This window comes from Leucobacter fengyongliangi, assembly GCF_052386045.1.
On record NZ_CM126356.1, the window covers coordinates 1,388,140 to 1,412,348 of the forward strand.

General features: G+C 62.3%; 32 protein-coding genes. 22 read left to right on the forward strand and 10 right to left on the reverse strand.

The window, feature by feature from the left end; translation table 11 throughout:
* Positions 1-56 precede the first annotated feature (56 nt).
* From ACTNFK_RS06620 to ACTNFK_RS06640, 5 genes are read right to left on the reverse strand one after another with little or no spacing between them, the layout of a single operon-like run.
* A complete protein-coding gene (locus ACTNFK_RS06620; RefSeq protein ID WP_435935803.1) occupies positions 57-1,178 on the reverse strand; it encodes a hypothetical protein in 1,122 nt (373 codons plus the stop codon).
* Entirely contained in the window at positions 1,138-2,622 is a 1,485-nt protein-coding gene (locus ACTNFK_RS06625) for a hypothetical protein (RefSeq protein WP_435935802.1), read from the reverse strand. The genes ACTNFK_RS06620 and ACTNFK_RS06625 overlap by 41 nt, the downstream gene beginning before the upstream one ends.
* A 3-nt stretch (positions 2,623-2,625) precedes the next feature.
* Positions 2,626-4,386, reverse strand: a complete 1,761-nt coding sequence (locus ACTNFK_RS06630) for a terminase large subunit domain-containing protein (RefSeq protein WP_435935801.1) — start codon at positions 4,384-4,386, stop codon at positions 2,626-2,628.
* Complete coding sequence (locus ACTNFK_RS06635; protein ID WP_435935800.1) at positions 4,386-4,889, reverse strand: phage terminase small subunit; 504 nt, start codon at positions 4,887-4,889, stop codon at positions 4,386-4,388. Before ACTNFK_RS06635 ends, ACTNFK_RS06630 begins: the two co-directional genes overlap by 1 nt.
* Positions 4,889-5,176 carry a hypothetical protein gene (locus tag ACTNFK_RS06640; protein WP_435935799.1) on the reverse strand — a complete coding sequence of 96 codons (288 nt, stop codon included), beginning with the start codon at positions 5,174-5,176 and terminating at the stop codon, positions 4,889-4,891. The genes ACTNFK_RS06635 and ACTNFK_RS06640 overlap by 1 nt, the downstream gene beginning before the upstream one ends.
* 842 nt (positions 5,177-6,018) lie before the next feature.
* Here ACTNFK_RS06640 and ACTNFK_RS06645 point away from each other — a divergent pair.
* The 12 genes from ACTNFK_RS06645 to ACTNFK_RS06700 all read left to right on the forward strand — a co-directional run bounded on the left by ACTNFK_RS06645 (position 6,019) and on the right by ACTNFK_RS06700 (position 10,446).
* Entirely contained in the window at positions 6,019-6,594 is a 576-nt protein-coding gene (locus ACTNFK_RS06645; protein ID WP_435935798.1) for a hypothetical protein, read from the forward strand.
* A gap of 252 nt (positions 6,595-6,846) precedes the next feature.
* Complete coding sequence (locus ACTNFK_RS06650; protein ID WP_435935797.1) at positions 6,847-7,143, forward strand: hypothetical protein; 297 nt, start codon at positions 6,847-6,849, stop codon at positions 7,141-7,143.
* 104 nt (positions 7,144-7,247) lie between these two features.
* Positions 7,248-7,781 carry a hypothetical protein gene (locus tag ACTNFK_RS06655; RefSeq protein ID WP_435935796.1) on the forward strand — a complete coding sequence of 178 codons (534 nt, stop codon included), beginning with the start codon at positions 7,248-7,250 and terminating at the stop codon, positions 7,779-7,781.
* Entirely contained in the window at positions 7,778-7,966 is a 189-nt protein-coding gene (locus ACTNFK_RS06660; protein WP_435935795.1) for a hypothetical protein, read from the forward strand. Before ACTNFK_RS06655 ends, ACTNFK_RS06660 begins: the two co-directional genes overlap by 4 nt.
* An 11-nt stretch (positions 7,967-7,977) precedes the next feature.
* Positions 7,978-8,199 (forward strand): hypothetical protein, encoded by a 222-nt coding sequence (locus ACTNFK_RS06665; RefSeq protein ID WP_435935794.1) that lies wholly within the window; start codon positions 7,978-7,980, stop codon positions 8,197-8,199.
* A complete protein-coding gene (locus tag ACTNFK_RS06670; protein ID WP_435935793.1) occupies positions 8,196-8,384 on the forward strand; it encodes a hypothetical protein in 189 nt (62 codons plus the stop codon). Before ACTNFK_RS06665 ends, ACTNFK_RS06670 begins: the two co-directional genes overlap by 4 nt.
* 98 nt (positions 8,385-8,482) lie before the next feature.
* Positions 8,483-8,701: a hypothetical protein gene (locus ACTNFK_RS06675; RefSeq protein WP_435935792.1), complete on the forward strand. Its 219-nt coding sequence runs from the start codon at positions 8,483-8,485 to the stop codon at positions 8,699-8,701.
* The gene (locus ACTNFK_RS06680) at positions 8,698-8,982 is read left to right on the forward strand and encodes a hypothetical protein (RefSeq protein WP_435935791.1); all 285 of its coding nucleotides are present in this window, start codon (positions 8,698-8,700) and stop codon (positions 8,980-8,982) included. The genes ACTNFK_RS06675 and ACTNFK_RS06680 overlap by 4 nt, the downstream gene beginning before the upstream one ends.
* Positions 8,979-9,362, forward strand: a complete 384-nt coding sequence (locus ACTNFK_RS06685) for a hypothetical protein (protein ID WP_435935790.1) — start codon at positions 8,979-8,981, stop codon at positions 9,360-9,362. The genes ACTNFK_RS06680 and ACTNFK_RS06685 overlap by 4 nt, the downstream gene beginning before the upstream one ends.
* Before the next feature lie 168 nt (positions 9,363-9,530).
* Entirely contained in the window at positions 9,531-9,896 is a 366-nt protein-coding gene (locus tag ACTNFK_RS06690) for a hypothetical protein (protein ID WP_435935789.1), read from the forward strand.
* 41 nt (positions 9,897-9,937) lie between these two features.
* Entirely contained in the window at positions 9,938-10,189 is a 252-nt protein-coding gene (locus ACTNFK_RS06695) for a hypothetical protein (RefSeq protein ID WP_445117144.1), read from the forward strand.
* Positions 10,190-10,227: 38 nt separating this feature from the next.
* Complete coding sequence (locus ACTNFK_RS06700; protein ID WP_435935787.1) at positions 10,228-10,446, forward strand: transcriptional regulator; 219 nt, start codon at positions 10,228-10,230, stop codon at positions 10,444-10,446.
* Between the two features lie 13 nt (positions 10,447-10,459).
* Here ACTNFK_RS06700 and ACTNFK_RS06705 read toward each other — a convergent pair whose 3' ends face one another.
* The 5 genes from ACTNFK_RS06705 to ACTNFK_RS06725 form a co-directional block, all read right to left on the reverse strand.
* Positions 10,460-10,762: a hypothetical protein gene (locus ACTNFK_RS06705; RefSeq protein ID WP_435935786.1), complete on the reverse strand. Its 303-nt coding sequence runs from the start codon at positions 10,760-10,762 to the stop codon at positions 10,460-10,462.
* Positions 10,759-11,115, reverse strand: coding sequence for a hypothetical protein (locus ACTNFK_RS06710; protein ID WP_435935785.1), 357 nt, complete (start codon positions 11,113-11,115; stop codon positions 10,759-10,761). Before ACTNFK_RS06710 ends, ACTNFK_RS06705 begins: the two co-directional genes overlap by 4 nt.
* Positions 11,116-11,215: 100 nt before the next feature.
* Positions 11,216-11,461 (reverse strand): hypothetical protein, encoded by a 246-nt coding sequence (locus ACTNFK_RS06715; RefSeq protein WP_435935784.1) that lies wholly within the window; start codon positions 11,459-11,461, stop codon positions 11,216-11,218.
* 258 nt (positions 11,462-11,719) lie between these two features.
* Positions 11,720-12,397, reverse strand: coding sequence for a DUF7341 domain-containing protein (locus tag ACTNFK_RS06720; RefSeq protein ID WP_435935783.1), 678 nt, complete (start codon positions 12,395-12,397; stop codon positions 11,720-11,722).
* Positions 12,398-12,520: 123 nt separating this feature from the next.
* Positions 12,521-12,823 (reverse strand): DUF2510 domain-containing protein, encoded by a 303-nt coding sequence (locus ACTNFK_RS06725; RefSeq protein ID WP_435935782.1) that lies wholly within the window; start codon positions 12,821-12,823, stop codon positions 12,521-12,523.
* A 383-nt stretch (positions 12,824-13,206) separates the two neighbouring features.
* On the opposite strand from ACTNFK_RS06725, the gene ACTNFK_RS06730 reads away from it, so the two are divergent.
* From ACTNFK_RS06730 to dnaG, 10 genes are all read left to right on the forward strand, one after another.
* Positions 13,207-14,025 carry a DUF1206 domain-containing protein gene (locus ACTNFK_RS06730; RefSeq protein WP_435935781.1) on the forward strand — a complete coding sequence of 273 codons (819 nt, stop codon included), beginning with the start codon at positions 13,207-13,209 and terminating at the stop codon, positions 14,023-14,025.
* Positions 14,026-14,245: 220 nt separating this feature from the next.
* On the forward strand, positions 14,246-16,165 hold the full coding sequence (thrS, locus tag ACTNFK_RS06735) for a threonine--tRNA ligase (RefSeq protein WP_435935988.1): 1,920 nt from the start codon (positions 14,246-14,248) through the stop codon (positions 16,163-16,165).
* Positions 16,162-16,722: an HIT family protein gene (locus tag ACTNFK_RS06740; RefSeq protein WP_435935780.1), complete on the forward strand. Its 561-nt coding sequence runs from the start codon at positions 16,162-16,164 to the stop codon at positions 16,720-16,722. The genes thrS and ACTNFK_RS06740 overlap by 4 nt, the downstream gene beginning before the upstream one ends.
* An 84-nt stretch (positions 16,723-16,806) precedes the next feature.
* The gene (locus ACTNFK_RS06745) at positions 16,807-17,571 is read left to right on the forward strand and encodes a YebC/PmpR family DNA-binding transcriptional regulator (RefSeq protein ID WP_435935779.1); all 765 of its coding nucleotides are present in this window, start codon (positions 16,807-16,809) and stop codon (positions 17,569-17,571) included.
* Between the two features lie 75 nt (positions 17,572-17,646).
* Complete coding sequence (gene ruvC, locus ACTNFK_RS06750) at positions 17,647-18,225, forward strand: crossover junction endodeoxyribonuclease RuvC (protein WP_435935778.1); 579 nt, start codon at positions 17,647-17,649, stop codon at positions 18,223-18,225.
* Between the two features lie 40 nt (positions 18,226-18,265).
* Entirely contained in the window at positions 18,266-18,982 is a 717-nt protein-coding gene (recO, locus tag ACTNFK_RS06755; RefSeq protein WP_433647122.1) for a DNA repair protein RecO, read from the forward strand.
* A gap of 43 nt (positions 18,983-19,025) precedes the next feature.
* A complete protein-coding gene (locus ACTNFK_RS06760; RefSeq protein WP_433647123.1) occupies positions 19,026-19,808 on the forward strand; it encodes an isoprenyl transferase in 783 nt (260 codons plus the stop codon).
* A 22-nt stretch (positions 19,809-19,830) separates the two neighbouring features.
* Positions 19,831-21,018, forward strand: coding sequence for a tRNA dihydrouridine synthase DusB (dusB, locus tag ACTNFK_RS06765; protein WP_433647124.1), 1,188 nt, complete (start codon positions 19,831-19,833; stop codon positions 21,016-21,018).
* Entirely contained in the window at positions 21,011-22,255 is a 1,245-nt protein-coding gene (locus ACTNFK_RS06770; protein WP_433647125.1) for a deoxyguanosinetriphosphate triphosphohydrolase, read from the forward strand. The genes dusB and ACTNFK_RS06770 overlap by 8 nt, the downstream gene beginning before the upstream one ends.
* Before the next feature lie 31 nt (positions 22,256-22,286).
* Positions 22,287-24,200 carry a DNA primase gene (dnaG, locus tag ACTNFK_RS06775; RefSeq protein ID WP_435935777.1) on the forward strand — a complete coding sequence of 638 codons (1,914 nt, stop codon included), beginning with the start codon at positions 22,287-22,289 and terminating at the stop codon, positions 24,198-24,200.
* The last annotated feature ends 9 nt before the right edge of the window (positions 24,201-24,209 follow it).

The window sequence follows — 24,209 nt, forward strand, 5'->3', positions numbered from 1 at the left end:
CGGTTGTTTCCCTTACCTGTCGTTGGATGAAACAAACCCCGCGCACTGCGGGGCGGTCATGCGGCTAGTCGCGCTTCGATCTCGCGTAGCTGCTGGGTGATCTCTCCGATGGCGCGCGTCGTCGAAGTTCTGTCGCGGTCACCGGTTCGGAGAGAAATTTGGAGGTTGGATCTTGTCGCCTCGAGCGCGTCCCGGCGTCGCCGATATTTCTCGAGTTGGTCCTCGACTGTCGGCGCCTGATAGGGGATTGGGTCGCCGGTGGGTTCCCATCCGCGCTTTGGTGAGTACACGAGGGTGGGGCCGAGCTCGCCGTGCTCGCGCACCGCAACCCGGATCAGCTTGAGCGCCTTCCGCGTGTTCCCGCCGGCAGCCGCGTACATGCGGTCAAGCTCGCCCCGGAGATCCTCGGCGTTCATCTTGAGGCCAGGATCGTTCGCCTTCGTGATCGGCACGGTCTTGCATTTGCAGAGGCCGTGAATCGCTTTGAGGTTCTTCCGCGTGTACCAGCGGGTCGCCGCGACCACACACAGGCCGCAGGATCCACTCATTGATAGTTCAGGCCGGAGGATCCGCCGATATCCGATGATCTTGTTCGGCCCGCCCTCGTCGTCGGCATTGCTCTTGGGCCTGGCACTGCCAAGTTCGTCTTCCGCCTCAGCTTCTGCGATCTGCCGTTCCATCTCGGAAACCATCTGCTCGAGGTCCTCGACCGAAACGTCATCGGGGTTGTTGTCGTCGAACAGTGGCTCGTCAGGTTCCTCGAGCAGCCCTTCTCGCTCAAGCTGCTGATTGATCCGGTCGACTTCGTCTCGCTCGACAGCGACTGCGTCGTATTCGACAATTCCGGTCAGCCGCTTCGTGAACTGAGTGAACGCTTCTTCAGGGGGCGACCCACCGGCGACCGCTTCCGAGTAGTCACGCGCGGGGCGCTGATACACGTCAAGCAGGTCGACGCGTGCGCGCGGGTACATTTCAATGGGCGCAGTAAGCGTCACAGCGGGAAGCTCAAGGTCCTCGAACACCCGCAACTGGAACAGCCGCGTCTCCCGCTGAATCTCGCGATACACGGATTCGATATGCGGGATGGACGCGGCCGTTCGAGCGACTACGAGTTCCTGGTCGTCCCAGTCGTCGAAATCATTCCACAACCCCAGCAGCACCCGGATCAGTCGCTCCACTAGCGACCGTTGCCGGGCGGAGTGAAGTTCCACCATTTCCGTTGTTAGCGCCACTGGTCACTCCCATCAGAGATGCTTGGAATTGCTCGTCGCGCAGGTTCGCTTCTTCGAGGGCCATCTCGTCTGGGGTCAGTTCGAAGATGTGCTCTGAGATGAACCGTTGCGAGCGGCCTGCCTGCAGAGCGGCGCGGGCGGCCTCGGCCCGATCGGCCTTGGAAACCGCTTCTTGTGGGCCCCATATCATCGTGAGCTCAGTGCGATCGGCACGAACCGTGTCGCCGTGCGCCTCGAACATGATCGACATGAACTCGGTGAATGGGTCACCGTCCCGGGCCTGCCTTGTGGATACCTTCGTGCGGATCGTTTCGCGGGCGAGCTTGGCGCCCTCCGCGGACTGGTTCGCGTCAGGCGACAACGAGTAGAGCGGGGTGCCTGTGACGGCCGCCAGGTGCTCGAGGTCTTTCGCTTCGGCCATGATGAGCGACTGGATCTCGGTTGGCTGCGACTCCCAGATTTTCGCGCCGGCAGGGAGATACCAGAGGGCGGCCGGGCCACCCTTGTAGATCTCGTCGTAGTCGATCTTCTCGCCAGCCTTCGCATGCCCTTCCGGGTAATACTCAGGCATCGGATTCTCGGGATCCGGGGTGATGGCCCGCTGCCGGAACGCCTGCATCGCGGTGATTGTGAGCCGCTGCAGAATGTCCTCTGTGACCCGGTCGATTGAGTCGATGTGGTTCTCGAACTCGCCTATGCCGCGCGGGTTCTCCAACTTGACGACCGGCACACGCTCTGTGAATCCAAGCGCCACTGGACCGCCAGCCCAATCCCAGTTCCGGGTTGGGTTCCACACTGTGCCATCGGTCGGAATTGTGGTCTGCTTTGCCGGCTTCACGGCGACACGCATCGTGCCGGGCCGAAACAGGGTGAGCATGTCGAGTTCGAGCACCGGGTCGTGTGTGGCAACCACCGCAGCGTCGACCAGCCACGGGCGGATCGCGTTCATCTGCACAGCGACGCTCCACGGATCCCGAACCGTCGCGAACGGCTCCCGCATATCGTCGAGCCCGACAATGCCAAATGCTTTCCCGTAGTGGGTTTTCGCGTCGAGCATGTCGCGGAACTGAACCTCCATGTGGTTCATCCGCATGATGCGGGCCGCCTCGCGGTCACCGTTCGCGTCGTTCGCTGCGGCCGTGCGAAACCCGCGAGGGTTCAGGCGGCCGGTGGTCTGCGTCACGATGGTGTCCGCGAACGTAAGCCGGGCCCGGTTCGCGAACTTCTTGTACGCCTCACGCACAGCTGGATCCGCCTCGATGGGTACCACGAAGGTGCCATCGCGGTAGGTGTCCAGCATGTACAGGCGCGGGAAACCGTTGCCCAACTCTGTCGCGAGCTTGACGAGCAACCAATCATCCGTGCCAGGAATTCCTGCCTCACTCAGCATTACTTACCTCCGGGTGGGCGCGTTTCCGCGCGGATTAAATGGTGTGAACGTGGATACTGTCGGACGACCCTTCGCCGTGTAGCGGGCGCACGCCTCCAAAGCCAGAACCAGGCCCATAGCGGCGTCCATCTTCTTCTTCGAGCCCCGCTTCTCCTTGCCGATGACGGTGCCCGAGCGGCGTTCCCAGCGGCGCGCGTTCATCACATGACGTGTCAGCGCGAGATGGTTGCCGTGGAGCATCTGGCCGGTCGCGATCGCAGTATGTGACCGCTCGACGGCTTCAACCATTGGCTTGTCGCGGTTTGTCCAGAAGTGAATCGACTTGCCGTACGATGCCTGAACGTTCAACTGTGGGCCGAATTCACGCTCCCACTTGTCGACGTAGTCCTGCCACAAAGGCGGGTCGGCAAAGAACGCCACGACCTTGAACTTCTTGAACGTCTCCGCAACTTTCGCGTCGACGAAGTCACGATCAACTTCCCAGTCCTCGGCCTCCTTCGAGTCCGGGGCTTCGAGAATGAAGATCGGCCACACGTATCGGTCGGAGACGCGGCACGCGATAAGTACGGTTGCGTCGTCGGTGCGGCCACCGTCGAAACCGAGCGTGATCGTGTCACCGGCCTTTGGTGGTGTCCACTTCCACTCCTCGCCATCCTCGAGCGCCCGTTTCCGGCGCTCCTTCACCGACACCGCCGCCCACTCGTACGTCTCCACCCATGCGTTCTTCGCAGAGCCGAGCGCGTTCAGGAAGTAGCGACGCTGCGCTTCAACCGAACGCCGCGGATCGAATAGAGCGTTGAGCATCGCGTCGATTGAGTTGAACGCTGCCGCATCGCCGTACGCTTCGAGGAACGCCTCAGAGAGCCGCGCCTCATACTCTTCGTCGGTTTCGCCCTCGATCTGCATCGGGTTCGCAAGCTCACCCCATCGGTGGTCGAACAGGAGACGCTCGCGGCGAGCGCGACCCTCTTCGATCAGGTTCGCGAGCTCGTAGGTGTTCTCCGCGACCGACTCTTCGCCGGGCGCATACATCGTCGTCGTCTCAATGAACCAGGTGCCGTCGACCTTCTTCCGCTTGTCGAGATTTCGCACGACAGTGTCGTACATCTCGTGCAAGCCGGGCAGGTTGTAGAGGTGAGTCTCGTCAAACACGGCGAACGTCTCGAGACCGCCATCTTTCGACGCGGCGCCCGAGGTCGTCGGCTGGATCACACCGCCACCCGAAGCTTTCGGGAGGATGATGCGAGTCTTGCCGGCATCGACCCCGTACGCCTTCACGAGCGCGTGCAGCGGAGTGTCTTCATCGGTCAGGTTGTAATAGACCGAGTCGTAAACGTTCCCGGTCTGTCCTTCCTCAGTAGCCATGATGCGGATGTACGGGTTCGTAACCGAACGCCCCATCGGCTCGCCAGGCAGATACGTGTACGTCAACCCCAGAAAGGTGTAGGTCTCCCCACCCTTAGCGAACCCGGCGAACCGGGCAGGGCCGAACGCCTCGAACATCACCAACGCAGCCGCGAGACCCGACTTATCGGTTCCCTTCGGCCGCGAGAAGAACGCCGAGTCGTACAGCATCCGCCCGTCCGCGTCGAGCGCGTAACAATCAACAATGAAACCGGAATACTCGTCGCCGTAGCGAATAGGCATCCCGCGGACACCGCCGCGCCCATGAACAACGAACGACTCAATCCACCACACCGCCAGGTAACCCAGCGACCGGTTGCGATCATGCTCGCTCTTGTTCAGGATGACGCGCCGAGGCATTAGGAACCTCCTGCGAGTCGCTTCCTGCGCTCGTCATCCATGCTCGAGACGTTGCTGTGGCCGTTACCGACCTCGAAATCATCGCCAGGCGTTTCGATCTCCCACTTAATGCGGAGACGGTCAGCGTAAGTAGCACCGAACGCGGCAACCCGAAGCCGGATCTCAGCCGCACGCTCCGAGTTCTTCCCGCCCGACTCCCACATCTGGTGATGCAGCAGAGCCGTATCCAGCAGGTAGTCCCAGTCGGGCCCGGTGACCATTCGTGTCGCTTGAGGCGACTCACGCCAGTTGTTCCACCAGCGAATCGTCTGCGGGTGCCATTCCTCACGAACCGGGACACCATCGAGATCGAACTGAGGCAAACCGTTCAGCACGATCTGGGGGAGCACGTCGTCGGGGAGCTCGAAGCCGCCGATACGCCCATCGGACTTCACTAGCTCACGAACCGGGGTATCACGGCCGCGCTGACGTGCATCCTTCGGGGGCGGGCCGTTCCCCGCCACTACGAAGTCACCACCGTCATCGGCAAAGGGCGCCGGAACTCGAACACCATGAGGCGCCGAGACAAAGTCTCCGAGTACCGCGTCAAATCGTCGCGCACATTCGGCGGGTCAAGATCGAGCCAATGCATCACGACCGATTCGCCCACGCGCTCATCAACCTCGAACGCTACCAACATCACCCCGGAAGTCTCATCAATAGAGACACCCGGAGGAAACTCAGCAGTGAAACCATCCTCGAACTCAATCTCAGTGCGCTCAGCAAGAGCACGAACCTTCTTCGCAACCATCTAGCAACCTCCATGTCGGAAGGGGAACCGGCCGCCATGTCGGAAGCCGGAAGCAAAGAACCGCAGAATCATGCGGCAAAACCAGGGCGCAAAACCCCCCAGACCCACGCGCACAGCGAGATGCAGAACGAAGCGGCCAGGGGGCGCGGGGGTGGGGTGGGGGTCCCCGCCCCGGGGTGTGCGTGTGGGCGTGTCCGCGCGTGAACGCGCGTACCCGCGTCGTGTGTGCGCGCCCGTGTGGGCCCGCGTGTGTGCCGCGTGTGTGCGTGGGGCGCGTGGTGTGAGTGTCTCGGGCCTGGCGTCGACCGGTGGGCGGTGTGGGCGCCTGGTGTGGGTGTGGGCAGGGTCTCGCCGTGTGGGGTGGGCGTGTGTCGCTCGGGTCTCATGGGTGACTCGAGGGGGCGCGACACGCCCGGGGTGCACAAGTCAGGCAAAGTCATTTCTGCCGCATGGTTACGCCGATGTGTGGGCATTGTGGCGAGACATTCGGCCCGCATGGCTTGCGCTCATTCGGCCCGCATGGTTTAGTTATCTCATCGCCACCGAGTGACAGACGGAAAGCGAAGCCGGGCAGGTAGCGGCGGGCCTACGGGTCACGCTCGCATCACCGAGAACTGCCCGGGGCTGGACCTTGAGAACTAAATAGCGAATTCAGGCACTGGCAACACGCCGGCATAGGCCGCAAGCCCACACGCCCCACGGGGCACGACAGGCGGCGGACACTACCCGGCCAATGGAGAGAGTGCCGAACGGGCGGGGCGCATGGCGCGTCTTCGCATGGTTCGATTCCATGCCCGCTCACGATTCACCACTAACCGATTCACCTAACGGGAGGGCACAAGATGTCTGTGAAATCTGATCGCCGCGTCTGGTTCGCTGCGAACGTTGAACCGCGGCCGATGGTCAAGGCCCACGAGGCCGAATATCTGGCATGGGTTGCCCGTGCGAATGCGTACATGGTTTCCCGGTGTGTGCCGGGTACAGCGATTCTCAAGGATCCGGCTGATGTTCCGGCGGTGGCGCCTAAGTCGGTGGCGAGAGCTTCCAAGCGGTCAGCGACCGATATTGCGGACCGTGAACAGTTTCAGAGCCACCTGGAGCATATGCAGGCGGAGATTGCCGACGCGATGGGGTGGCCGGGCATGTTTTGGGATGACTTTTGGAAGCCACAACGGCACGGCATGGGCGCGCGGCGTCGACCGCGGCTCGAGTTTTGCAAGGGGTCGCTGCATGTTGCGTGGCCGCACCTAACCGAAGAGATGCAGCGATTGCACGAATCGGGCGTGTGGGCCTGGACGACGTTTGCAGATTTCAAGGCGGCAAAGGTTGCCGAACGTGTCGAGATGCGCGACGCGTACATGACAGAGGGTGATTGCGACTCGCTTTGCGAGAGCTTCTGTCAGGTGCACGCGTTCTAAGAATTGCGCTTCGGCGCTAGGTGGCGAGCGTTAAGGCGTCGGCCCGGTTCAAGTCCGGGCGCCACCACTGCGCGCAGATTGCGCGCGGAAGTGAAATATCGGAGGTTGCACGTTGACTAATACAGGAATTCTTCGGGCGTGGTATTCCGCGAACATTGAACCCCGCCCGAGCAGGTTTACGGATCCGGTCGCATATCGAGAGTGGGCGGCCCGGGCTGATGCTCACGACTCGGCGAGCGTCGAGGTTGCACGATGATCGCGCTACCGACGTCGACAGTGTCGGCCAGTGTGGTTGATGCTGCAGCGTTCAACATTGCGCCCGTGAGGTGTGAGCTTGCGGGGTTGACGCGCACGAACTCGTGTGATTTGAACTTGGGTTCGTGGGAAATTGCGCCCGCCGACAGGGACGGCAACGCGCCGATCGTCGCCTACTGGGTGTCACTCACCACGGACGGGCGGGAGTTCAAGATTTACCGGTTCGAGGATCGTGCCGACGCGCTCACCTGGGTTGATGAGGTTTGCGGTCACGTGAACTGGGTGGAGATGTGAGACACAAGCGCTACGGGTTCAAGCCCGGCGGCAGGTTGCGAGCACCTGCGAGCGCGCGGCGGCCACGTTGGCCGCGGGAATTGCAAACACTGGGAGGTTCGATCATGTACGAAATTACCGAGGTGGCGAAGGCTGCAAAGATTGCGAGCTACACGCCGGAGAAGTTGCGCGACCTGCGCGAGTGGGCGGAGCGCGAGCGTGAATGGATCCATGCGACGGCCCGGCCATTCATGGCATCGATGCCGGATCGGGCGCTACGCGATATTGCGGACGTGCTCGACCGGGCGGATACGTGGGCGGGCGAGTCGCTCGAGTTGCCGAGGCTTGGCCGTGTTGATGCTGTGACCGCGCGCCGGGTTCAGGGCTGGGTGGTGGCTGAGGTCAAGTCTCGGAACGCTGTCGCGTGGCATGCCGCGCATGATGTGCAGTCGGACCTGTTCTCGTTCGCGGTCGCACGGTCGCAGGGTGTCGAAGTTGCAGCGATCGATTGGGAAGCGCTCGACGATGAGTCGCCACTGTGGGACGGCCACGCAAGCGCATATGAGATTGCTCTGCGGGAACTCGGGCCCACGGCTGACGAGGCCCTGTTGCGCGACTTGCAGGAATTGCAGCGCGATCTCGAGGCGGTCGACGCATGAGCGACAGGATGATGGGCGGCGACTGGCCGTATTGCGAGACCGCGGAAGCTGCAGCCCGGCGCGAGTACCGGCGGCAGGTAGTGCGGGCGACATTGGCGGCGGTGAGTGTCGCTGTCGGCATCTGGGGGTACGTTGCCGGGCTTGGTGCGATTGCGCTTGCGACCGGCGGCGCGGCCCTGATCTGAGGAGGAAACGCATGACCATGAAATTGCGCCGGGAGTGGCGAGAAATTGAGGAAAAGCTGGGCGAGTTGCGAGAGGAACACGCCCAGCGCGAACGGCTCGAGGTCGCGCTGTGTGACGCGGATATGTACGGGGACACGCTGTATGAAATTCGCGACAAGATGGGCGCGCTCGAAGCCGAGATAGAACGGCTCGACCTGCTCGTGTGCGATTACGAGGAGGTGCTGGGCGCATGAACGCGCGAGTGTTCCCCATCGAGAACGGGCCCGATATTCAATTCCGGGACCCGCTCGCAGGGTACGCGCCACGAGTCGCGGCCGCGTTCGAAGCGTGGCACAACGCGTGCGACGACGACCGCGACGAATTGCACGAACGCTATGTGGCCGTGCTGCAAATCTACGCGGGCATCGACTTCAAGTAACAAGACACGGCGCGCCCTGGCGGGCATGGCGCGGGTTCGATTCCCGCGCAGCGCACGGCTGCAAATTGCAGCGACATCGAACGGAAGGGAAGTAGATCATGCCTGACACCGACACAAGGCCCGCGCCGGGCAGCTACGCCGAGCAGTGGGCGCGATTGCAAGCCGCGACCGAACAGGGCGCGCTCGAGGTCACCCTAGAGCTCGACATCGGCGTGTCTCGCATGACACTTCGGGACGCGTTCGAGACGTGGGAAGTTCTATCCCCGGGCGAAGCATTCCAAATCACTGACATTCATTTCACAAGCACGGAGGCATGACCATGACCATCAAGGCACCGGCAGGAATTGCAGAACCTCACGCGAGCCTCACACCATACGACACGGGCGAAGTGCTCGAGCCGAAACCTTGGGTTCGGAGCATGGCGGGGCTGGCTCTTGCTGACTTTGGCAAGGTTGACTTCGACAACGCCGAAGCCGCCACTGTCGCGACCGTGCAGATCGTTCGCAACGACAACCCCGGCGCGACAGTGCCCTACACAATCCGCATCAGCGGCCACGACTACAGCCCCGCTGACTTCAACATCGAATGGATGGAATGACCATGAAAACAGCACTAGAAATTGCAGAGATCGCGGCGGAAAATGTCGTCGCCAGGTACAAGACCGACCGCATCGAGGGAGAGAGTGGGGTCGACTCGCTCGTATGGGCGCTTGGCGAGCCTGTCCTAGAGTACGAGGACGGTTTGCGTGAACTCGTCGCCGAAGCTATCAAACTAGACCGGGCGCAGCGAGACATCTACGAGCTACTCGCCGAGGCGCTCGACGAGCGGGCAGGGCTCGAGCTAGACGATGACAACGCGCGGCACCCGGCCGCAGAGGCGCTACGCGCCACGAGCGCCGAAATTGTCGTTGACACTATCTGGGACGAGTTCATAGGCCCAATGCTCGACGGAATGGAAGAGACGTACGGGAATGTGTGACACCTGCCAGGCCGCACCGGCGACAGTGCTCGACCGCAAGGGGTACGCGTATTGCGACGCCCACCGAATTGCAGGACGCGGCCGTAAGTTGCGTGCCTGGGAACGCCGCTGGATTGCAGCGGGTAGAACATTGCCGAGCTACACGCCCGGCCCTGAACCGAAGGAAACATGACCATGTACGCAAGCCAGAAGATCAACACTGACCCCGAGCCGTGGGTGAGCCGCATCGACGCGAGCAAGCGCGGCGACATCCCCGACGCGTTCCCCGAGCGCATTGGAACGTGGGGAGTCGACCACGAACCACGCCCCGAGTTCGACAACAACCCGAACCCGATCCTGGTGGCGTTTCGCGAGTTCGACCGTGCTCGCGCGTGCAGCACGACAGGTCACAGCGCGGCGTTGGAATTGCAGCGCATGGCCTGGGACGCCGAGCGCGACACGTACACGTACTGGAATGACCTGCCGGAGATTCCCACCTACGCGCAGATGACCCACGCCCGCAAGGTGCTCGAGCGTCTGGTGGCTCAGGCATGAGTATGATGGGCAGGATCCACCTCGCGCATAATTGCGACGAGATGACACCGGCAGCTGAGGAAGGGCTCAGTCGTTTACTTGACCTTGACCGTGAGGGCCCGCTCGACGCGGGCGAGGTCGCCGCGCTGGCATCGTCGCGGGCATTGCGCCCGTGGGTTTTGCTCGCGGCGGCATCGTACGGGGCGTTCGCGCTTGGGCAGTTGGCGGAGGGTCGCGACGCTGGCACGCTGGCCGATTGGTTCGGGACTTTGCGGGCTGAAATTGCAGAGAAGATCGTGCAGGTGGCCCGATGAGGTTGCAGGCCGCGCCATTCGTGGCGCATGATAGTGACATGACCAGGCACTATCTGAATAAGCGTGCATTCGCGCAGCGACTCGGGATCACCGAGGGTGCGCTCGGCACACTCAACATGCCCGAACCCGACGTGATCGTAGGGGAGGGGCCACGCGCTACCCGCGGGTGGAGCGTAAAAACGATCGATGAGTGGAACGCTAAGCGTCGCGGGAGCGGCAACTGGAGCGGGAAGGATGCGCCCAAGGCTCGGAAATAAATTCACCCCGGTGTCAGATGATGCCGGGGTGAATTTGTTTCTGGGCCTTTTTCCGTTTCAGGGCTGCTGCGGCGCCGCCCTGCGCGCCTGACTTCTGTAGGTGGTGCCATTCGCAGAGGGACTGTAGGTTTTCCATGCGGTGATCGTCGCGGTCGTCTATGTGGTCGCACTGATTCGCTGGTGACTCGCAACGCTTCCCGGTGTCCTCGCGAATTGCAACGCACCGGCGCCCGTCGCGGCGCAGTACCCGGGCGCGGGTCTTGGCCCAGTAGCGGGGGAGTGTCTCTTTGCGGGTGGATCCTGCCCAGCCGGTCATGCCACTGTCCGTTCGCCTACGTGGTGGAGTCGTCGCTTCGGGATCCGGTTGTGCACGCGAACCTCGACGATTCGATTCCCCCACATGGGGAGCACGTGTACTTCGTCGGCGGGCTCGAGCCACACCTGCCAGAGATCGAACGCGCCGACCGATTTCCAGACACCGTGCGAGTAGGCCCACGCGGTGACAGGGTCGAGGCTGAAACACACGCCCGGTTGCAGGAACTCGCCCTCGATGTCGCCGCCGTGCAGAGTTGCACCGCTGATATTGCGTTTGCCGGGCATGAGGCCCTGCCGGGTGATGCTCTTGAGGCGGTCGCGCGGCGACCAGTGGTAGAGGGGCCCGAGCGTCACCGCGGGTACCCGTTTCCGTCGATGCGGTCACAGGGGCAGTTCATCATTGCGGAGATACTGAGGTGCATTCGCCCGCAGTCCTCGCACTTGTAGTCGCGCATCAGTCTTCAACGCCGAACGTGGTGGGGAGGATCTCATCTATGAGGTATCCGGCGAGGCCGAGGGCGGAGTGATACGCCTGGTTGTCGGCGAACCCCCCGAGGTAGCGGGTGCGGCCAGCGTCCATGTCTTCGATGCCCTGGTGCGCGACACACAGCACGTAGCCGGTGACCATTGAGCTTCCCGATTCGTCGGCGACGTGTGCGGCGATTGCCGCGTCTAACGCTGACTTGGATTGCTCGCTCACGCACTGCTCCTTGAGTTTGATGGTGGCTTCCCTGGCTCGTACCCGAGTGACATGTGAGTCTCAGCCCCGCGGTGGCCGTGTGAACGGATCATTGGCGATACGGCCAGGGAAGTGTTGCCCGGCAGGCAGGGACCAGGATGCCCGCCGGGTGGTTCAAACAGAAAAGCCCCGCACGTGGCGGGGCTTCTACGCCGATTTTGGCATAGCTGTATTGGATGACTCAAGGGTAGCGCATTATACCAGTGCCCGCAAATCGGCTTACCGGAGCCGTTCTGCCCGCCCGAGCGCCTCAGCGAACTCCCGAAACCGAGACTCATCCCACTCGGCTTCGCAAGTTCGGCACGACACAGAGATGGTTCGCCCGCTGCGCTGCTCGCGCGTGAATTCGAGGGTGGGGCGCGTTACCAGTTCGCCGTCGATGTCGCGGGTGATCGTCGTCGCGAAGCATCCGACGGCGGGGCACGGGCCCGTCACGGGGACTTGGGTGGTCGGGCGCTCGAGCAGGTTCACGATGTCTTGCTCGATCTGCATGAGGAACGCGAGGACTGTCGTTGAGGTGAGCTCGCTCACGACTGTCTTGGTTGCCCGGTCGTACCGGGCGACAGTGTGCATGACGAACGTGATCGGCTCGAGCCCCTCGGCCCACTCGGCAAGGAGCTCTTCGACGTGCTCGATGCCGGGCACCCGTTGGAAGCGTTGCACCCAGACCTCGGACACCCGTTCCTCGATCGCGTTGTAGAGGTCGAGCGCTGGCGCTGAGAGGGGGAGTCGGGAGCGTGATTCACCACTGCCCCCGTTGCGTCCATCTTCTCCGAAGATTGCTTCACGCAGCTGCTTGATGAGCGGGTCGACCTTGACGCGGTTCTGTAGGACTGCGCTGTCGCGTTCAATCTTGATGTAGTGGGTTGTCGTTAGTCGCTTGAGCAATTCCTGCACTGGTGGTTCCCCTGGTGTGCCCGCGGACCTTCCGCTAGGCGTTGCACGAATCGCTCGATGTTGGTGGTTGAGGCTATTTTATCTGCGGTACCCGCTGGGCATTGCAGGAAACGCGGTGCGGCCCTACGCCTCCCAGTAGTGGTTTGGGCTGATCGAGTAGTAGATAAGCCAGGGGATGCCCACCATGAAAAGAGACGCGATGATCCACTTAGTCAAGCTGTGCGGTCGCTGCGGTCGCACGTACGAGACTGGCATGCGGTTTGCGTAGCGCGGGTGTTGCACCTGCACTTGCTGTACTGGCGGCTGCTGGATAGGCGCGTACACGCCCCAGTTGAAACCGTCCCACCAACGAAGGTGCCCCGTCTGGTCTGGATACCAGCCCGCGGGAACCTGCTGCGTTGCTTGGGTGACCTGGTGTTGGCTCATAGGTTGATGATAGATGGTGCACACTGGCCCGCGCCATGCTTCGGCGGCGGCCCGTCCACACCGAGGGGCGCCACCGTGGGGACAGATTTGGGGACAGAATCACCAACAAGTGCCCCCATGGCCGAGAATCAGAACGATTCCCATTAGTGAAACAGCCCAGATCAGAGGCTACTTCCACGAACCGTAACGGAGTGTGTATTTCATTCACACGGAAGAGGTCATCGGTTCGAGTCCGGTATCGCCCACCATGAGTTCAGGTCTGATCGCGCGGAAATTTGGCGGCTTGCTGAACCGACTGGTAAAGAATCGAGCGCTCGAGACCGACCTTTGGGCGCGAGCGCAAGGGGTATCGCCATTCCCGTGACGCAGCTTAGGGTGAAGCTATGTCCCGCGCTACTTCCTCTGCAGCGTCCGCTCGCTCTGCCGCGTCACGGTTGCAAGACAATCAGGCTCTCCAACTCGCCACACGCACAGGCTTTGCGGTCAACGGCCTACTGCACCTCATCATCGGTGGCATCGCGATCGGTGTCGCATTCGGCTCCAGCGGTGAAGCTGATCAAAGTGGTGCCCTGAACGGACTCGCTTCGAACCCCGGCGGTGTCTTCGTGCTGTGGGTCGTCGCGCTTGGGATGTTCGCGCTCGGACTGTTTCAAGTTCTCGAGACGTTCATTGTTCGCGGCACCTATAAGGAGGCCTGGGCTGCCCGGGCCAAGGAAGCCGGCAAGGCGATTGCCTACCTCGCCATCGGGTTGTCCGCGACAAATATCGCCATGGGCAGCAGAGGCGATAGCTCAGGTCAGGCGCAGCGCATCACGGCGACAATGCTCTCCACGCCCGGTGGCGTGTTTCTCGTTGTTCTCCTCGGTCTCGGGGTGCTTGCCACTGGCGTGTACTTTATCGTCAAGGGTGGGAAGCAGCGGTTTCTGCAGGACATCTCGGCCCCTGCTGGCAAGACTGGCCGTCTTGTGACGACCCTCGGCCGCATCGGATACATCGCCAAAGGCGTCGCAATATCGGTCGTCGGTCTCCTCTTCTGTACCGCGGCGTTCACCTCCGACCCCAGCGAGGCCACCGGTCTCGACGGTGCGCTCAAGGCCCTCGTTGATCTTCCGTTCGGCCAGGTCATTCTCACTGTCGTCGCGCTTGGATTAACGGCGTATGGCGTGTACTGCTTCGCCCGCGCAAGGTACGCGCAGCTGTAATTTCCGTCTGGTCGATTCAGCCAGACGCTCTGCTCGCAGTGGCATGCCTGCACACGGTTTGACTCACAGTGAGGCACCGTTTCTTGTAGAACCGGGCCTCACGCGTTCACCCACCGATGATCGCCCGAGTACACCCGGTAGGATTGTGCAGATATTCGTCGAAGGAGTGCCTGCCGTGGCAGATGGTTTCAGCCTGTTCAGTGATCGTTCAATCGTTGCGATGCGCGTAAACGGCGAGTTACGAGACCTCGCCGTGGAGGTGGCCGATACCGACACTGTTGAACCCGTCTCTGTAGATTCCGCCGACGGAATCGCCATCCTGCGCCATTCCGCCGCCCACGTGCTCGCGCAGGCCGTCCAGCGAGGAAACCCCGAAACAAAGCTCGGGATCGGCCCCCCCATCACCGATGGCTTCTACTACGACTTTGAGCCCACTGAGCCGTTCACCCCTGAAGACCTGAAACAGATCAGCGCCGAGATGGCAAAGATCGTGAAGCAGGGACAGCGGTTCGTGCGCCGAGTGGTGACCGAAGCTGAGGCGCGCACCGAGCTCGCGCAGGAACCCTACAAACTCGAACTCATCGGGTTGAAGGGCGGCGACACCGGCGACGACAACGAGAACGTCGAGGTCGGTGGATCCGAACTGACGATCTACGACAACGTCGATCCGAAGACCGGCGAGGTGTGCTGGAAAGATCTGTGTCGCGGGCCTCACGTGCCCAACACGCGATTGCTGGGCAACGGCTGGGCGCTCATGCGTAGCGCTGCGGCATACTGGCGCGGCAGCGAGGCTAATCCGATGCTGCAGCGCATCTACGGCACGGCCTGGGCGACAAAAGATGAATTGCGCGCGTACCAGACCCGGCTCGAGGAGGCAGCGAAGCGCGATCACCGCAAGCTCGGCGTCGAGCTTGATCTCTTCAGCTTTCCCGACGAGATCGGTTCGGGACTCGCGGTGTTCCATCCGAAGGGTGGCATTATTCGCCACGAGATCGAACAGTACATGCGTGAGCGCCTGCTGCACCACGACTATCAGTTGGTGAATAGCCCGCACATCACCAAGGGCACGCTATTTGAAACCAGCCAGCACCTGAACTGGTACAAAGAGGGCATGTTCCCTGCGATGCACCTCGACGCGGTCGAGGACGCGGATGGGAATGTGGTGAAGCCCGGCCAGGATTACTACCTGAAGCCGATGAACTGTCCGTTCCACAACCTCATTTACCGCGCGCGCGCCCGCAGCTACCGTGAGTTGCCCCTGCGACTCGCCGAGTTCGGCACGGTCTACCGTTACGAGAAGAGTGGCACGCTTTCGGGCCTCACGCGCGTGCGCGGCCTGACGCAAGACGACGCACACATCTATGTGACCGAAGAAGACGTGAAAGCAGAGATCAAGCGTCAGCTTGACTTCGTGTTTGAGACGTTGCGGGCGTATGGCCTCGACGACTTCTACCTCGAGCTCTCGACCCGAGACCCGAAGAAGTCGGTCGGCACCGATGAGCAGTGGGATGTCGCAACGGAAACCTTGCGGCAGGTTGCGGAGGAATCCGGCCTAGAGCTCGTCTCCGATCCCGGTGGAGCCGCCTTCTATGGCCCCAAGATCTCGGTACAGGCACGCGATGCCATTGGGCGCACCTGGCAGCTCAGCACCGTGCAACTTGACTTTAACCAGCCGGAGCTGTTTGAGCTGGAATACGCGGCGGCAGATGGGACGCGGAAGCGGCCCATTATGATCCATCGTGCGCTCCTCGGATCAATTGAGCGATTCTTTGCCATTTTGCTCGAGCACTACGCCGGTGCCTTTCCGGCTTGGCTCTCACCCGTGCAGGTGGTGGGCATCCCGGTCGCTGAGCAGTATGGCGAGCACCTAGACGCGGTGATCGCACGGCTGCGTCAGCTGGGCGTTCGTGCTGAGGTCGATCACAGCGACGATCGCATGCCAAAGAAGATCCGCACGCACACGAAGGCCAAGGTTCCATTCCAGCTCATCGCTGGTGAAGAGGATCGCGCAGCTGGAGCAGTAAGCTTCCGGTTCCGCGACGGAACCCAGATGAACGGCGTACCGATCGACGAAGCGGTGGATCGCATCGTGACCGCCATCAAGACGCACGAGCAGGTGTCGACTGCATGGTCGGAATGAGCGACAGCGTGGAGCATCCTTCTGCCGAATCCCTCGTGGAGAGCGGACTCGTGGGTGTGCCAGACGAAATGCAGCGTCTCTGGACGCCACACCGTATGGTATACATCGCCGATAACACGCAGCCCGAAGAGCACAACTGCCCCTTCTGCCAAGCCCCGAAATTCGAGGATGAGCAGGCCCTGATCGTGGCCCGTGGAGAGCACTCCTATGCGCTGCTGAATCTTTACCCCTACAACACGGGCCATTTGCTCGTGTGCCCATATCGTCACGTTTCGATGTACGACGAGGCGACGGCCGAGGAAGTCGCTGAGATCGGCGAACTGACACAAATCGCGATGCGCGTGATGCGACAAGTGATGGGGTGCCACGGGTTTAATCTCGGGATGAACCAGGGCGTGATCGCTGGGGCCGGAATTGCTGCCCACTTGCATCAACATATCGTTCCGCGCTGGCAGGCAGATGCCAATTTCTTCCCCATCATCGCGAAGACCAAGTCCCTCCCGCAATTGCTCGGAGACGTTCGGGCGAAGATTGCTGAGGCGTGGCCCGAGCCATAGCGCGCGGACCGGCGAGGCCCGCGCGCCTCACCGGGATCCACCAGTACCCTAGGTAGCGAATCACCACAAGCGTAAGGATCAAGCGTGTCCGGACACTCAAAATGGGCCACCACCAAACACAAGAAGGCCATCATCGACTCGCGTCGAGCGAAGGCGTTCGCCAAGTACATCAAGAACATTGAGGTCGCCGCCCGCATTGGTGGAGCCGACCTGCAGGGCAACCCGACCCTCGCCGATGCGATCCACAAGGCGAAGAAGAACTCGGTTCCCGGCGACAACATTGATCGCGCAGTAAAGCGCGGAGCAGGTCTGTCGGGTGACTCGGTCGAGTACACGACCATCATGTACGAGGGCTACGGACCGAACGGCGTTGCCCTCTTGATCGAGTGTCTCACGGACAACAAGAACCGCGCTGCGGCCGAGGTGCGCACGGCGATGAGCCGCAACGGCGGCACTATGGCGGATCCCGGGAGCGTGGCCTATAACTTCGAGCGGAAGGGCGTGATCGTCGTTCCGGCGGAAGGCACTACCGAGGACGACGTGCTCATGGCCGTGCTCGAGGCCGGTGCTGAGGAAGTCGCGCCGACCCCGAACGGGGAGGCCTTCGAGGTCATCACTGAGGCGAGCAGCCTGGTCGCGACCCGCACGGCGCTGGTCGATGCCGGTATCGATTACGACTCCGCGGATGCGGAGTTTGTGCCAAACCTGAAGGTCGAGGTTGATGCCGCGACCGCTCGAAAGGTGTTTCACCTCATTGAGGCCCTCGAAGACCTTGACGATGTGCAAAACATCTTCTCGAATGTGGATCTCACACCCGAGGTGCAGGCCGAACTCGGAGCCGAGGAGTAGTACTTCTCATCACAGTTCGGTTCCCGCGTGCAGGTGCGCCCCCGGAGTTCGCGAGATGAAGACGGAGGCGGTGCGATGAGGATCATCGGCATCGATCCCGGCTTGACCAGATGCGGGGTGGGAGTGGTGACCGCCGGGCCCGGGCGAGCCGTTACCTTCGAGCACGTCGAGGTCTTGAAGAGCCCCGCTGATGCCTCGACACCATCGCGTCTGCTGCAGATTGGCTCGAGCATCGCCCGAATGCTCGATGGGCAGGAGATCGGCGCGATCGCCCTGGAACGGGTATTCGCCCAGCAGAACCTTCCTAGCGTGATGGGAGTCGCACAGATTAGCGGCGTGGTGATGTATCTCGCTGCCCAGCGCGGAATCCCGGTGACGCTGTACACGCCGAACGAGGTGAAGTCCCAGGTCACCGGCTATGGGGCCGCAGAAAAGGCACAGGTCGGTCAGATGGTGGCACGGCTACTGAGACTCGATGCCCCTCCACAACCGGCCGATGCCTCTGACGCGCTGGCCTTGGCGGTAACGCACGCCTGGAATTTGAACCGCGGCCGCGCGGGTTCTGCGACGGCACAGGCGAGTTCCGAGACCCCTGCTCAGCGGGCTTGGCGCGAGGCGGAAGCGAAGTCAGGTAAGCGCCGCGGGAATCGGTGAGCATCCTGCCGGCGCCCTCCGCGGCTGAGATAATCAACTCGTGCCCCTGTACCGAGAAGAAGGGGTCGTGCTGCGCACCCAGAAATTGGGCGAGGCCGACCGAATCGTGACACTCCTCACTCGTGAGCGAGGTCTCCTTCGGGCTGTGGCGAAGGGAGTGCGCCGCACGACCTCAAAGTTCGGTGCCAGACTCGAACCCTTCATGGTGGCAGACCTGCAGCTCTTTGAGGGCCGCACGCTCGATTCCGTCACCCAGGCGGAGACCCTCGGTGCATATGGCCCGCGCATCAGTGCCGATTACGATCGGTACCGTGCCGGCAGCACGATGGTGGAGACCGCCGAACGGGTGAGCGAGGGGGGTCCCGCGCCCGAACAGTATCGGCTCTTGGTGGGCGCGTTGCGCACCCTCGCGACGGGCGAAATTCCCCCGGGCCTGGTGCGGGATGGCTACCTGCTTCGCGCGATGGCTGCGGCGGGCTGGGCGCCGGGATTTAGCGAGTGTGTGAAATGCGGGGCCTCGGGTCCGCACACCCAGGTGATTGTCCAACTGGGTGGGGTGGTGTGTGAGGAGTGCCGAGTGCCCGGTGCGCCCAGACTGCAACCCGGTGCGATCGACCTGCTCGCTGCGCTCTTGACCGGCGACTGGGAGGCAGCCGTCGGCTCGAACGAGCGGGATCGTGACCAGGCCTCTGGTGTGGTCGCGGCCTACACGCAGTGGCACCTTGAGCGCGGGTTGCGATCTTTCACCACCCGGTGAGCGGTAGTCTGAAAAATGCTGGCCCTACGAGAGACGAGGAAGCATGCGCCTGGCTCCGAGTGAGCTTGTTCCGGTTGACTGGACCGGCGAGACTCCGCCAAGTTTTTCCGGAACCATTCCGCGGCACATCGCCATCGTGATGGATGGGAATGGGAGGTGGGCGAACCGGCGAGGACTTCCGCGCGTCGAGGGCCACCGGATGGGGGAGCAGGCGCTCCTCGACGTGGTTGCGGGGGCGATACAGGCGGGGGTCACGCACCTGAGCGTCTATGCCTTTTCGACCGAGAACTGGCGAAGGTCGCCCGACGAGGTTCGGTTTCTGATGGGATTCAACCGAGACGTCTTGCGTAGGCGACGAGAACAACTTGACTATTGGAACGTGCGCATGCGCTGGGCCGGTCGGAGGCCGAAGCTCTGGGGCTCTGTGCTGTCTGAACTCAAGACTTCCGAGCGAGTAACGGCTGCGAACACCGGACTCACCTTGACCATGTGTGTCAACTACGGCGGCCGCAATGAAATCACCGACGCGGTGCGTCTCATCGCCGCGGAGGTTGCCGCTGGCAGGCTCTCCCCGCACGGCATCAACGAGCGCACGATCCAGCGACACTTGTATGTGCCGGAGCTGCCCGAGGTGGATCTCTTCTTGCGAAGTTCTGGTGAGCAGCGCACGAGCAACTTCATGCTGTGGCAGGCAGCTTATGCCGAGATGGTGTTCTTGGATACGCTGTGGCCGGATTTCGATCGAAATGAGCTGTGGCGTGCAATAGAGATTTACCAGGAACGCGACCGCCGCTTCGGAAGCGCGACTGACAAGCCCAGCGCATAGGACGATCTGAGAGAATGGTCTGATGCCCACACCAGCAGCACCCTCCGGCCGTCGTCTGCGCATCGGCCCGCTTGAACTTGACGTGCCCGTCGTGCTCGCTCCGATGGCAGGAATCACGAACACGGCGTTTCGCCGCCTGTGTCGCGAGCATGGTGCCGGACTCTATGTGAGTGAAATGATTACGAGTCGTGCGCTGGTTGAACGCACCCCCGAATCTCTGCGCCTGATTACTCACCACGAGAGCGAGACTCCGCGTTCGATTCAGCTCTACGGGGTCGATCCGAAGACCGTTGCCGAGGCCGTGCGCTTTCTCGTCGATGAGGATCGCGCTGATCACATCGATCTGAACTTCGGGTGCCCCGTGCCCAAGGTCACACGCAAGGGCGGTGGATCCGCACTCCCGTGGAAGTTGGATCTGTTTCGCGCCATTGTTGAGCAAGCGGTGAAAGCGGCGGGCGACCTGCCGCTTACCGTAAAGATGCGCACGGGAATTGATCCTGAACACCTCACCTATCTCGAGGCCGCGCGAGCTGCCGAGGGTGCGGGAGTTGCTGCAATTGCGCTGCACGGTCGCACCGCAAGTGAGTTCTACTCCGGGCAGGCGGATTGGGGGGCGATCGCCACGCTCAAACAGACCATCACGAGCGTGCCAATTCTCGGTAACGGCGATATCTGGTCGGCAGATGATGCCATTCGGATGGTGCGCGAGACGGGGTGCGATGGTGTCGTGGTGGGGCGCGGGTGCCTCGGTCGCCCGTGGCTCTTCGGCGATCTCGCAGCGGCCTTCAAAGCGGAGGCAGGTGAGATGACCGCCGAGGAAGCGGCGCGCCTCACCGCGAAGCCTCCATTGGGTACCGTCATGAGTGCGATGCGTCGGCACACCGAGTTGCTGGTGGATTTCTTCGATGACGAGGGTCGGGCATGTCGCGACATTCGCAAGCATGTGGCCTGGTACTTCAAGGGCTACGGGGTCGGTGGCGATACCCGGCGCTCCTTGTCAATGGTGGAGTCTCTCGCGCAGATGGATGAGATCTTTGGCACGATGGATGCGGAACTGCCCTACCCTGGCGAAGGTGCAGAGGGTCCGCGGGGGAGAGCGGGAAGCCCCAAGAGGCCCGTGCTTCCGCATGGCTGGCTCGAGAACCGCACCAGCGAGCACATCGATTTTGGTGAGCTCGCTGAGGCCGAACGGGACGACTCCGGTGGTTGACGGGTACGGTGCCCTCGACGAAGAGCGATTTGTTCCTGAGCAGCATGGTGGGCACCGCACGAGTTTCGCGCGTGACCGCGCTAGGGTTCTGCACTCGAGCGGTTGGAGGCGGCTGGCAGCCAAGACGCAGGTGCTCAGCCCCACTGCTGGCATTGATTTTGCGCGGAACCGCCTGACGCACTCGCTAGAGGTCGCGCAGATTGGGCGTGAGCTTGCCGTTTCCTTAGGTCTCGCCCAAGACGTCGTTGACACCGCCTGCCTCGCACACGACCTGGGGCACCCCCCGTTTGGCCACAACGGCGAACGGGCACTCAACCAGTGGATGGCTGATTTTGGTGGTTTCGAGGGCAACGCCCAAACGCTGCGTATCTTGACAAGGCTCGAACCCAAGCGGTTTGATTCCGCCGGACGGAGCGTGGGTCTCAACCTGACCCGAGCAACCCTTGACGCGAGCTGTAAGTACCCCTGGTCACTGCAGGAGGCCTCAGTCGGAAGCGCCAAGTTTGGCTACTTTATTGACGACTCGCCCATCTTCGAATGGATGCGGAGTGGTGCGCCGGCTCGACGCAAGTGCGTGGAAGCGCAGGCTATGGATCTTTCTGATGACATTGCCTATTCCGTGCACGACTTTGAAGATGCCGTGGTGGGAGAGTACATCGACCCAGAGATCCTCACCTCGAAGTCGGGCCACGAGAGCCTGATTCGTGCCGTCGCCCGGTGGTCAAACGGAACCTATTCTGATGATGAACTGGCCCAGGCGTTCGATCGGATCGCGTGTGCTGACACCTGGCTCACGAGTTGGGAGGGAACCCGGACAGATCAGGCGAGGCTCAAGAACTTTACGAGTGACATGATTGGGCGCTTCGCTGGAGCAGCGATCCGCGACACCCTCGCCGAGGCCGGGGGTGAGCCGCTCGCTCGCTACGGCGCTGACATCGTCGTGCCGCGAGAAATTCGTGCAGAAATCGCGGTACTCAAGGGGATTGTGGCCGCCTTTGTGATGGAGAGTGGTCGCCGGCAGCCAACCTATCGCCGGCAGCGTGAACTTCTTCTTGAGCTCACCCAGACCTTGTGGGACGCAGGGCCCAACGAGCTCGATGCCGCGTTCGCGGAAGACTATCGGGCGGCTCCCGACGAGTCGACTGCGCGGCGAGCCGTGGTCGATCAGGTGGCATCGCTCACTGACCAGTCGGCGATCGCCTGGTACCGTCGCCTCTGCGACGTTCCGCTCGTCTGATGCCAGCCAGATCGCGATACACTCGGCAATCATGGCAGGGCGTATTCGAGCGAGCGACATCGAAGAGGTGAAGCGCCGCACCAATCTTGCCGACGTGGTCGGCGACTACGTGGCGCTGAAGCCTGGCGGCATTGATTCAATGAAGGGCCTGTGCCCATTTCATGACGAGCGCAGCCCGAGCTTCCATGTGCGTCCGAGCCTCGGTTACTACCACTGCTTTGGCTGCGGGGAGTCTGGCGATGCCATCAGCTTCCTGCGCAATATGGATCATCTCACCTTCACGGAAGCCGTCGAGCGGCTTGCCGCTCGGATCCACTTCGTTCTGACATATGAAGAGGGAGGCGAACGGCGCGACGAGGGTCCGGCGCGTGCGCGACTGCTCGCCGCGAACCAGGCGGCCGCGGCATTCTTCACCGCACAGTTAGCCAGCAATGAGGCCGAAACGGCGCGCGAGTTTCTCAGTTCTCGCGGGTTTGACGCCACCGCCTGTGAACGCTTTGGCGTCGGGTATGCCCCCAAGGGGTGGAGCGGACTCTCTGATCACCTCGCCGGGCTCGGCCACACGCAGCAGGAGTTGCTGCAGGCCGGCCTGCTTTCCGAAGGACAACGGGGGAGTTACGACAGGTTCCGCGGGCGTATCGTGTGGCCAATTCGAGACACAAGTGGTCAGACGGTCGGGTTTGGCGCGCGGAAGCTCTACGACGATGACAACGGCCCGAAGTACCTCAACACGCCCGAGACACCGGTTTACCACAAGTCGCGTGTGCTCTATGGGCTTGATCTCGCGAAGCGAGCGGTGGCACGCGGGAAACGCGTGGTTGTGGTCGAGGGATATACCGATGTCATGGCGTGCCATCTGGCTGGCGTGGAGGCTGCGGTCGCGACCTGCGGAACGGCCTTTGGCAAGGAACACATCGCGGTGCTGCGCCGCATCATGGGCGACGACCCGGCCGCCGAGGTCATCTTCACGTTTGATCCCGACGAGGCCGGGCAGAAGGCGGCCCTTCGCGCGTTCAGCGACGAAAAGCTCTTCAGCGCCCAAACTTACGTCGCGGTGGCTCCCGAAGGGCTCGACCCCGCAGACCTGAGACTTCACCGGGGCGATGAGGCCGTTCGTGAAATCTTCGAGCGCAAGGTTCCGCTGTTTCAGTTCGCGCTGAAGCAAGCGATTTCGCGCTTTGATCTGAATACGGTCGAGGGGAGAGTGTCAGCGCTGCGAGCCGCGGCACCGATCCTCGGGGACATCAAGGATCCCGGTCTGCGTCCTGCGTACACTCGAGAACTCTCCCGGATGCTCGGAATTGAGCTGGCGGAGGTGCAGCGGTCCGTTCGAGCGCACGCAGCTTCGACTCAGGCTCCGGTGGGCGGGCGAGGGCGCGCAGGGCGACAAGATTCGGCCCACGGAAGCCGATTCGATTCGCCACTGCCGCCTGAACCGGGCACCAGCGAGCGAGTCAGCGCCCCGCAGCCTCGGTTCTCTTTGCTGAGCTTGCCGACAACACCCGCGGCCAGGCTCGAAAGAGACGCGCTGATGGCGATGCTGCAGTACGGTGATGCGGTCGGGGCCGACCTCATGGCCCAAGCGGTGACAGCTGAGATCTTCACGCCGGCACTGCGCGCGGTACGAGATGCCATCGCAACCGAAATCGGGTCGCTCGGGCAGGAAGGTTGGCTGGATCGCGTCGCTTTGGCGGCACCGGAGCCCCTGCGCGGACTTGTGAGAGAACTCGCGATGGCCCCGATGCCGCACAAGAATCAGTCGCTTGTGGGAGTGTATGCCCGAGAGGTCGTCGCTGCACTGCTGGATCGGGACTTGCTTGCGCTCAAGGCAGAATTGGTGGCACGGCTCCAGCGCATTGGCGACTCGCTCGACCCCGGCTTTCGCCGCATCCAAGAGCAGCTCGCCGCACTCGAGTCGGCCAGACGCGCGCTGCGAAACGAATAGGATCGGACG

Excerpts from the sequence above, each read along its gene's own strand:
- ACTNFK_RS06625 (WP_435935802.1), bottom strand. The coding sequence starts at position 2,622 with ATGCTGAGTGAGGCAGGAATTCCTGGCACGGATGATTGGTTGCTCGTC.
- ACTNFK_RS06645 (WP_435935798.1), top strand. The coding sequence starts at position 6,019 with ATGTCTGTGAAATCTGATCGCCGCGTCTGGTTCGCTGCGAACGTTGAA.
- ACTNFK_RS06655 (WP_435935796.1), top strand. The coding sequence starts at position 7,248 with ATGTACGAAATTACCGAGGTGGCGAAGGCTGCAAAGATTGCGAGCTAC.
- ACTNFK_RS06640 (WP_435935799.1), bottom strand. The coding sequence starts at position 5,176 with ATGGTTGCGAAGAAGGTTCGTGCTCTTGCTGAGCGCACTGAGATTGAG.
- ACTNFK_RS06740 (WP_435935780.1), top strand. The coding sequence starts at position 16,162 with ATGAGCGACAGCGTGGAGCATCCTTCTGCCGAATCCCTCGTGGAGAGC.
- ACTNFK_RS06760 (WP_433647123.1), top strand. The coding sequence starts at position 19,026 with ATGCGCCTGGCTCCGAGTGAGCTTGTTCCGGTTGACTGGACCGGCGAG.
- ACTNFK_RS06685 (WP_435935790.1), top strand. The coding sequence starts at position 8,979 with ATGACCATGAAAACAGCACTAGAAATTGCAGAGATCGCGGCGGAAAAT.
- ACTNFK_RS06660 (WP_435935795.1), top strand. The coding sequence starts at position 7,778 with ATGAGCGACAGGATGATGGGCGGCGACTGGCCGTATTGCGAGACCGCG.
- ACTNFK_RS06665 (WP_435935794.1), top strand. The coding sequence starts at position 7,978 with ATGACCATGAAATTGCGCCGGGAGTGGCGAGAAATTGAGGAAAAGCTG.
- ACTNFK_RS06725 (WP_435935782.1), bottom strand. The coding sequence starts at position 12,823 with ATGAGCCAACACCAGGTCACCCAAGCAACGCAGCAGGTTCCCGCGGGC.
- ACTNFK_RS06630 (WP_435935801.1), bottom strand. The coding sequence starts at position 4,386 with ATGCCTCGGCGCGTCATCCTGAACAAGAGCGAGCATGATCGCAACCGG.
- ACTNFK_RS06680 (WP_435935791.1), top strand. The coding sequence starts at position 8,698 with ATGACCATGACCATCAAGGCACCGGCAGGAATTGCAGAACCTCACGCG.
- dusB (WP_433647124.1), top strand. The coding sequence starts at position 19,831 with ATGCCCACACCAGCAGCACCCTCCGGCCGTCGTCTGCGCATCGGCCCG.
- ACTNFK_RS06700 (WP_435935787.1), top strand. The coding sequence starts at position 10,228 with ATGACCAGGCACTATCTGAATAAGCGTGCATTCGCGCAGCGACTCGGG.
- ACTNFK_RS06675 (WP_435935792.1), top strand. The coding sequence starts at position 8,483 with ATGCCTGACACCGACACAAGGCCCGCGCCGGGCAGCTACGCCGAGCAG.
- ruvC (WP_435935778.1), top strand. The coding sequence starts at position 17,647 with ATGAGGATCATCGGCATCGATCCCGGCTTGACCAGATGCGGGGTGGGA.
- ACTNFK_RS06705 (WP_435935786.1), bottom strand. The coding sequence starts at position 10,762 with ATGACCGGCTGGGCAGGATCCACCCGCAAAGAGACACTCCCCCGCTAC.
- ACTNFK_RS06695 (WP_445117144.1), top strand. The coding sequence starts at position 9,938 with ATGACACCGGCAGCTGAGGAAGGGCTCAGTCGTTTACTTGACCTTGAC.
- dnaG (WP_435935777.1), top strand. The coding sequence starts at position 22,287 with ATGGCAGGGCGTATTCGAGCGAGCGACATCGAAGAGGTGAAGCGCCGC.
- ACTNFK_RS06690 (WP_435935789.1), top strand. The coding sequence starts at position 9,531 with ATGACCATGTACGCAAGCCAGAAGATCAACACTGACCCCGAGCCGTGG.
- ACTNFK_RS06670 (WP_435935793.1), top strand. The coding sequence starts at position 8,196 with ATGAACGCGCGAGTGTTCCCCATCGAGAACGGGCCCGATATTCAATTC.
- ACTNFK_RS06730 (WP_435935781.1), top strand. The coding sequence starts at position 13,207 with ATGTCCCGCGCTACTTCCTCTGCAGCGTCCGCTCGCTCTGCCGCGTCA.
- thrS (WP_435935988.1), top strand. The coding sequence starts at position 14,246 with ATGCGCGTAAACGGCGAGTTACGAGACCTCGCCGTGGAGGTGGCCGAT.
- ACTNFK_RS06650 (WP_435935797.1), top strand. The coding sequence starts at position 6,847 with ATGATCGCGCTACCGACGTCGACAGTGTCGGCCAGTGTGGTTGATGCT.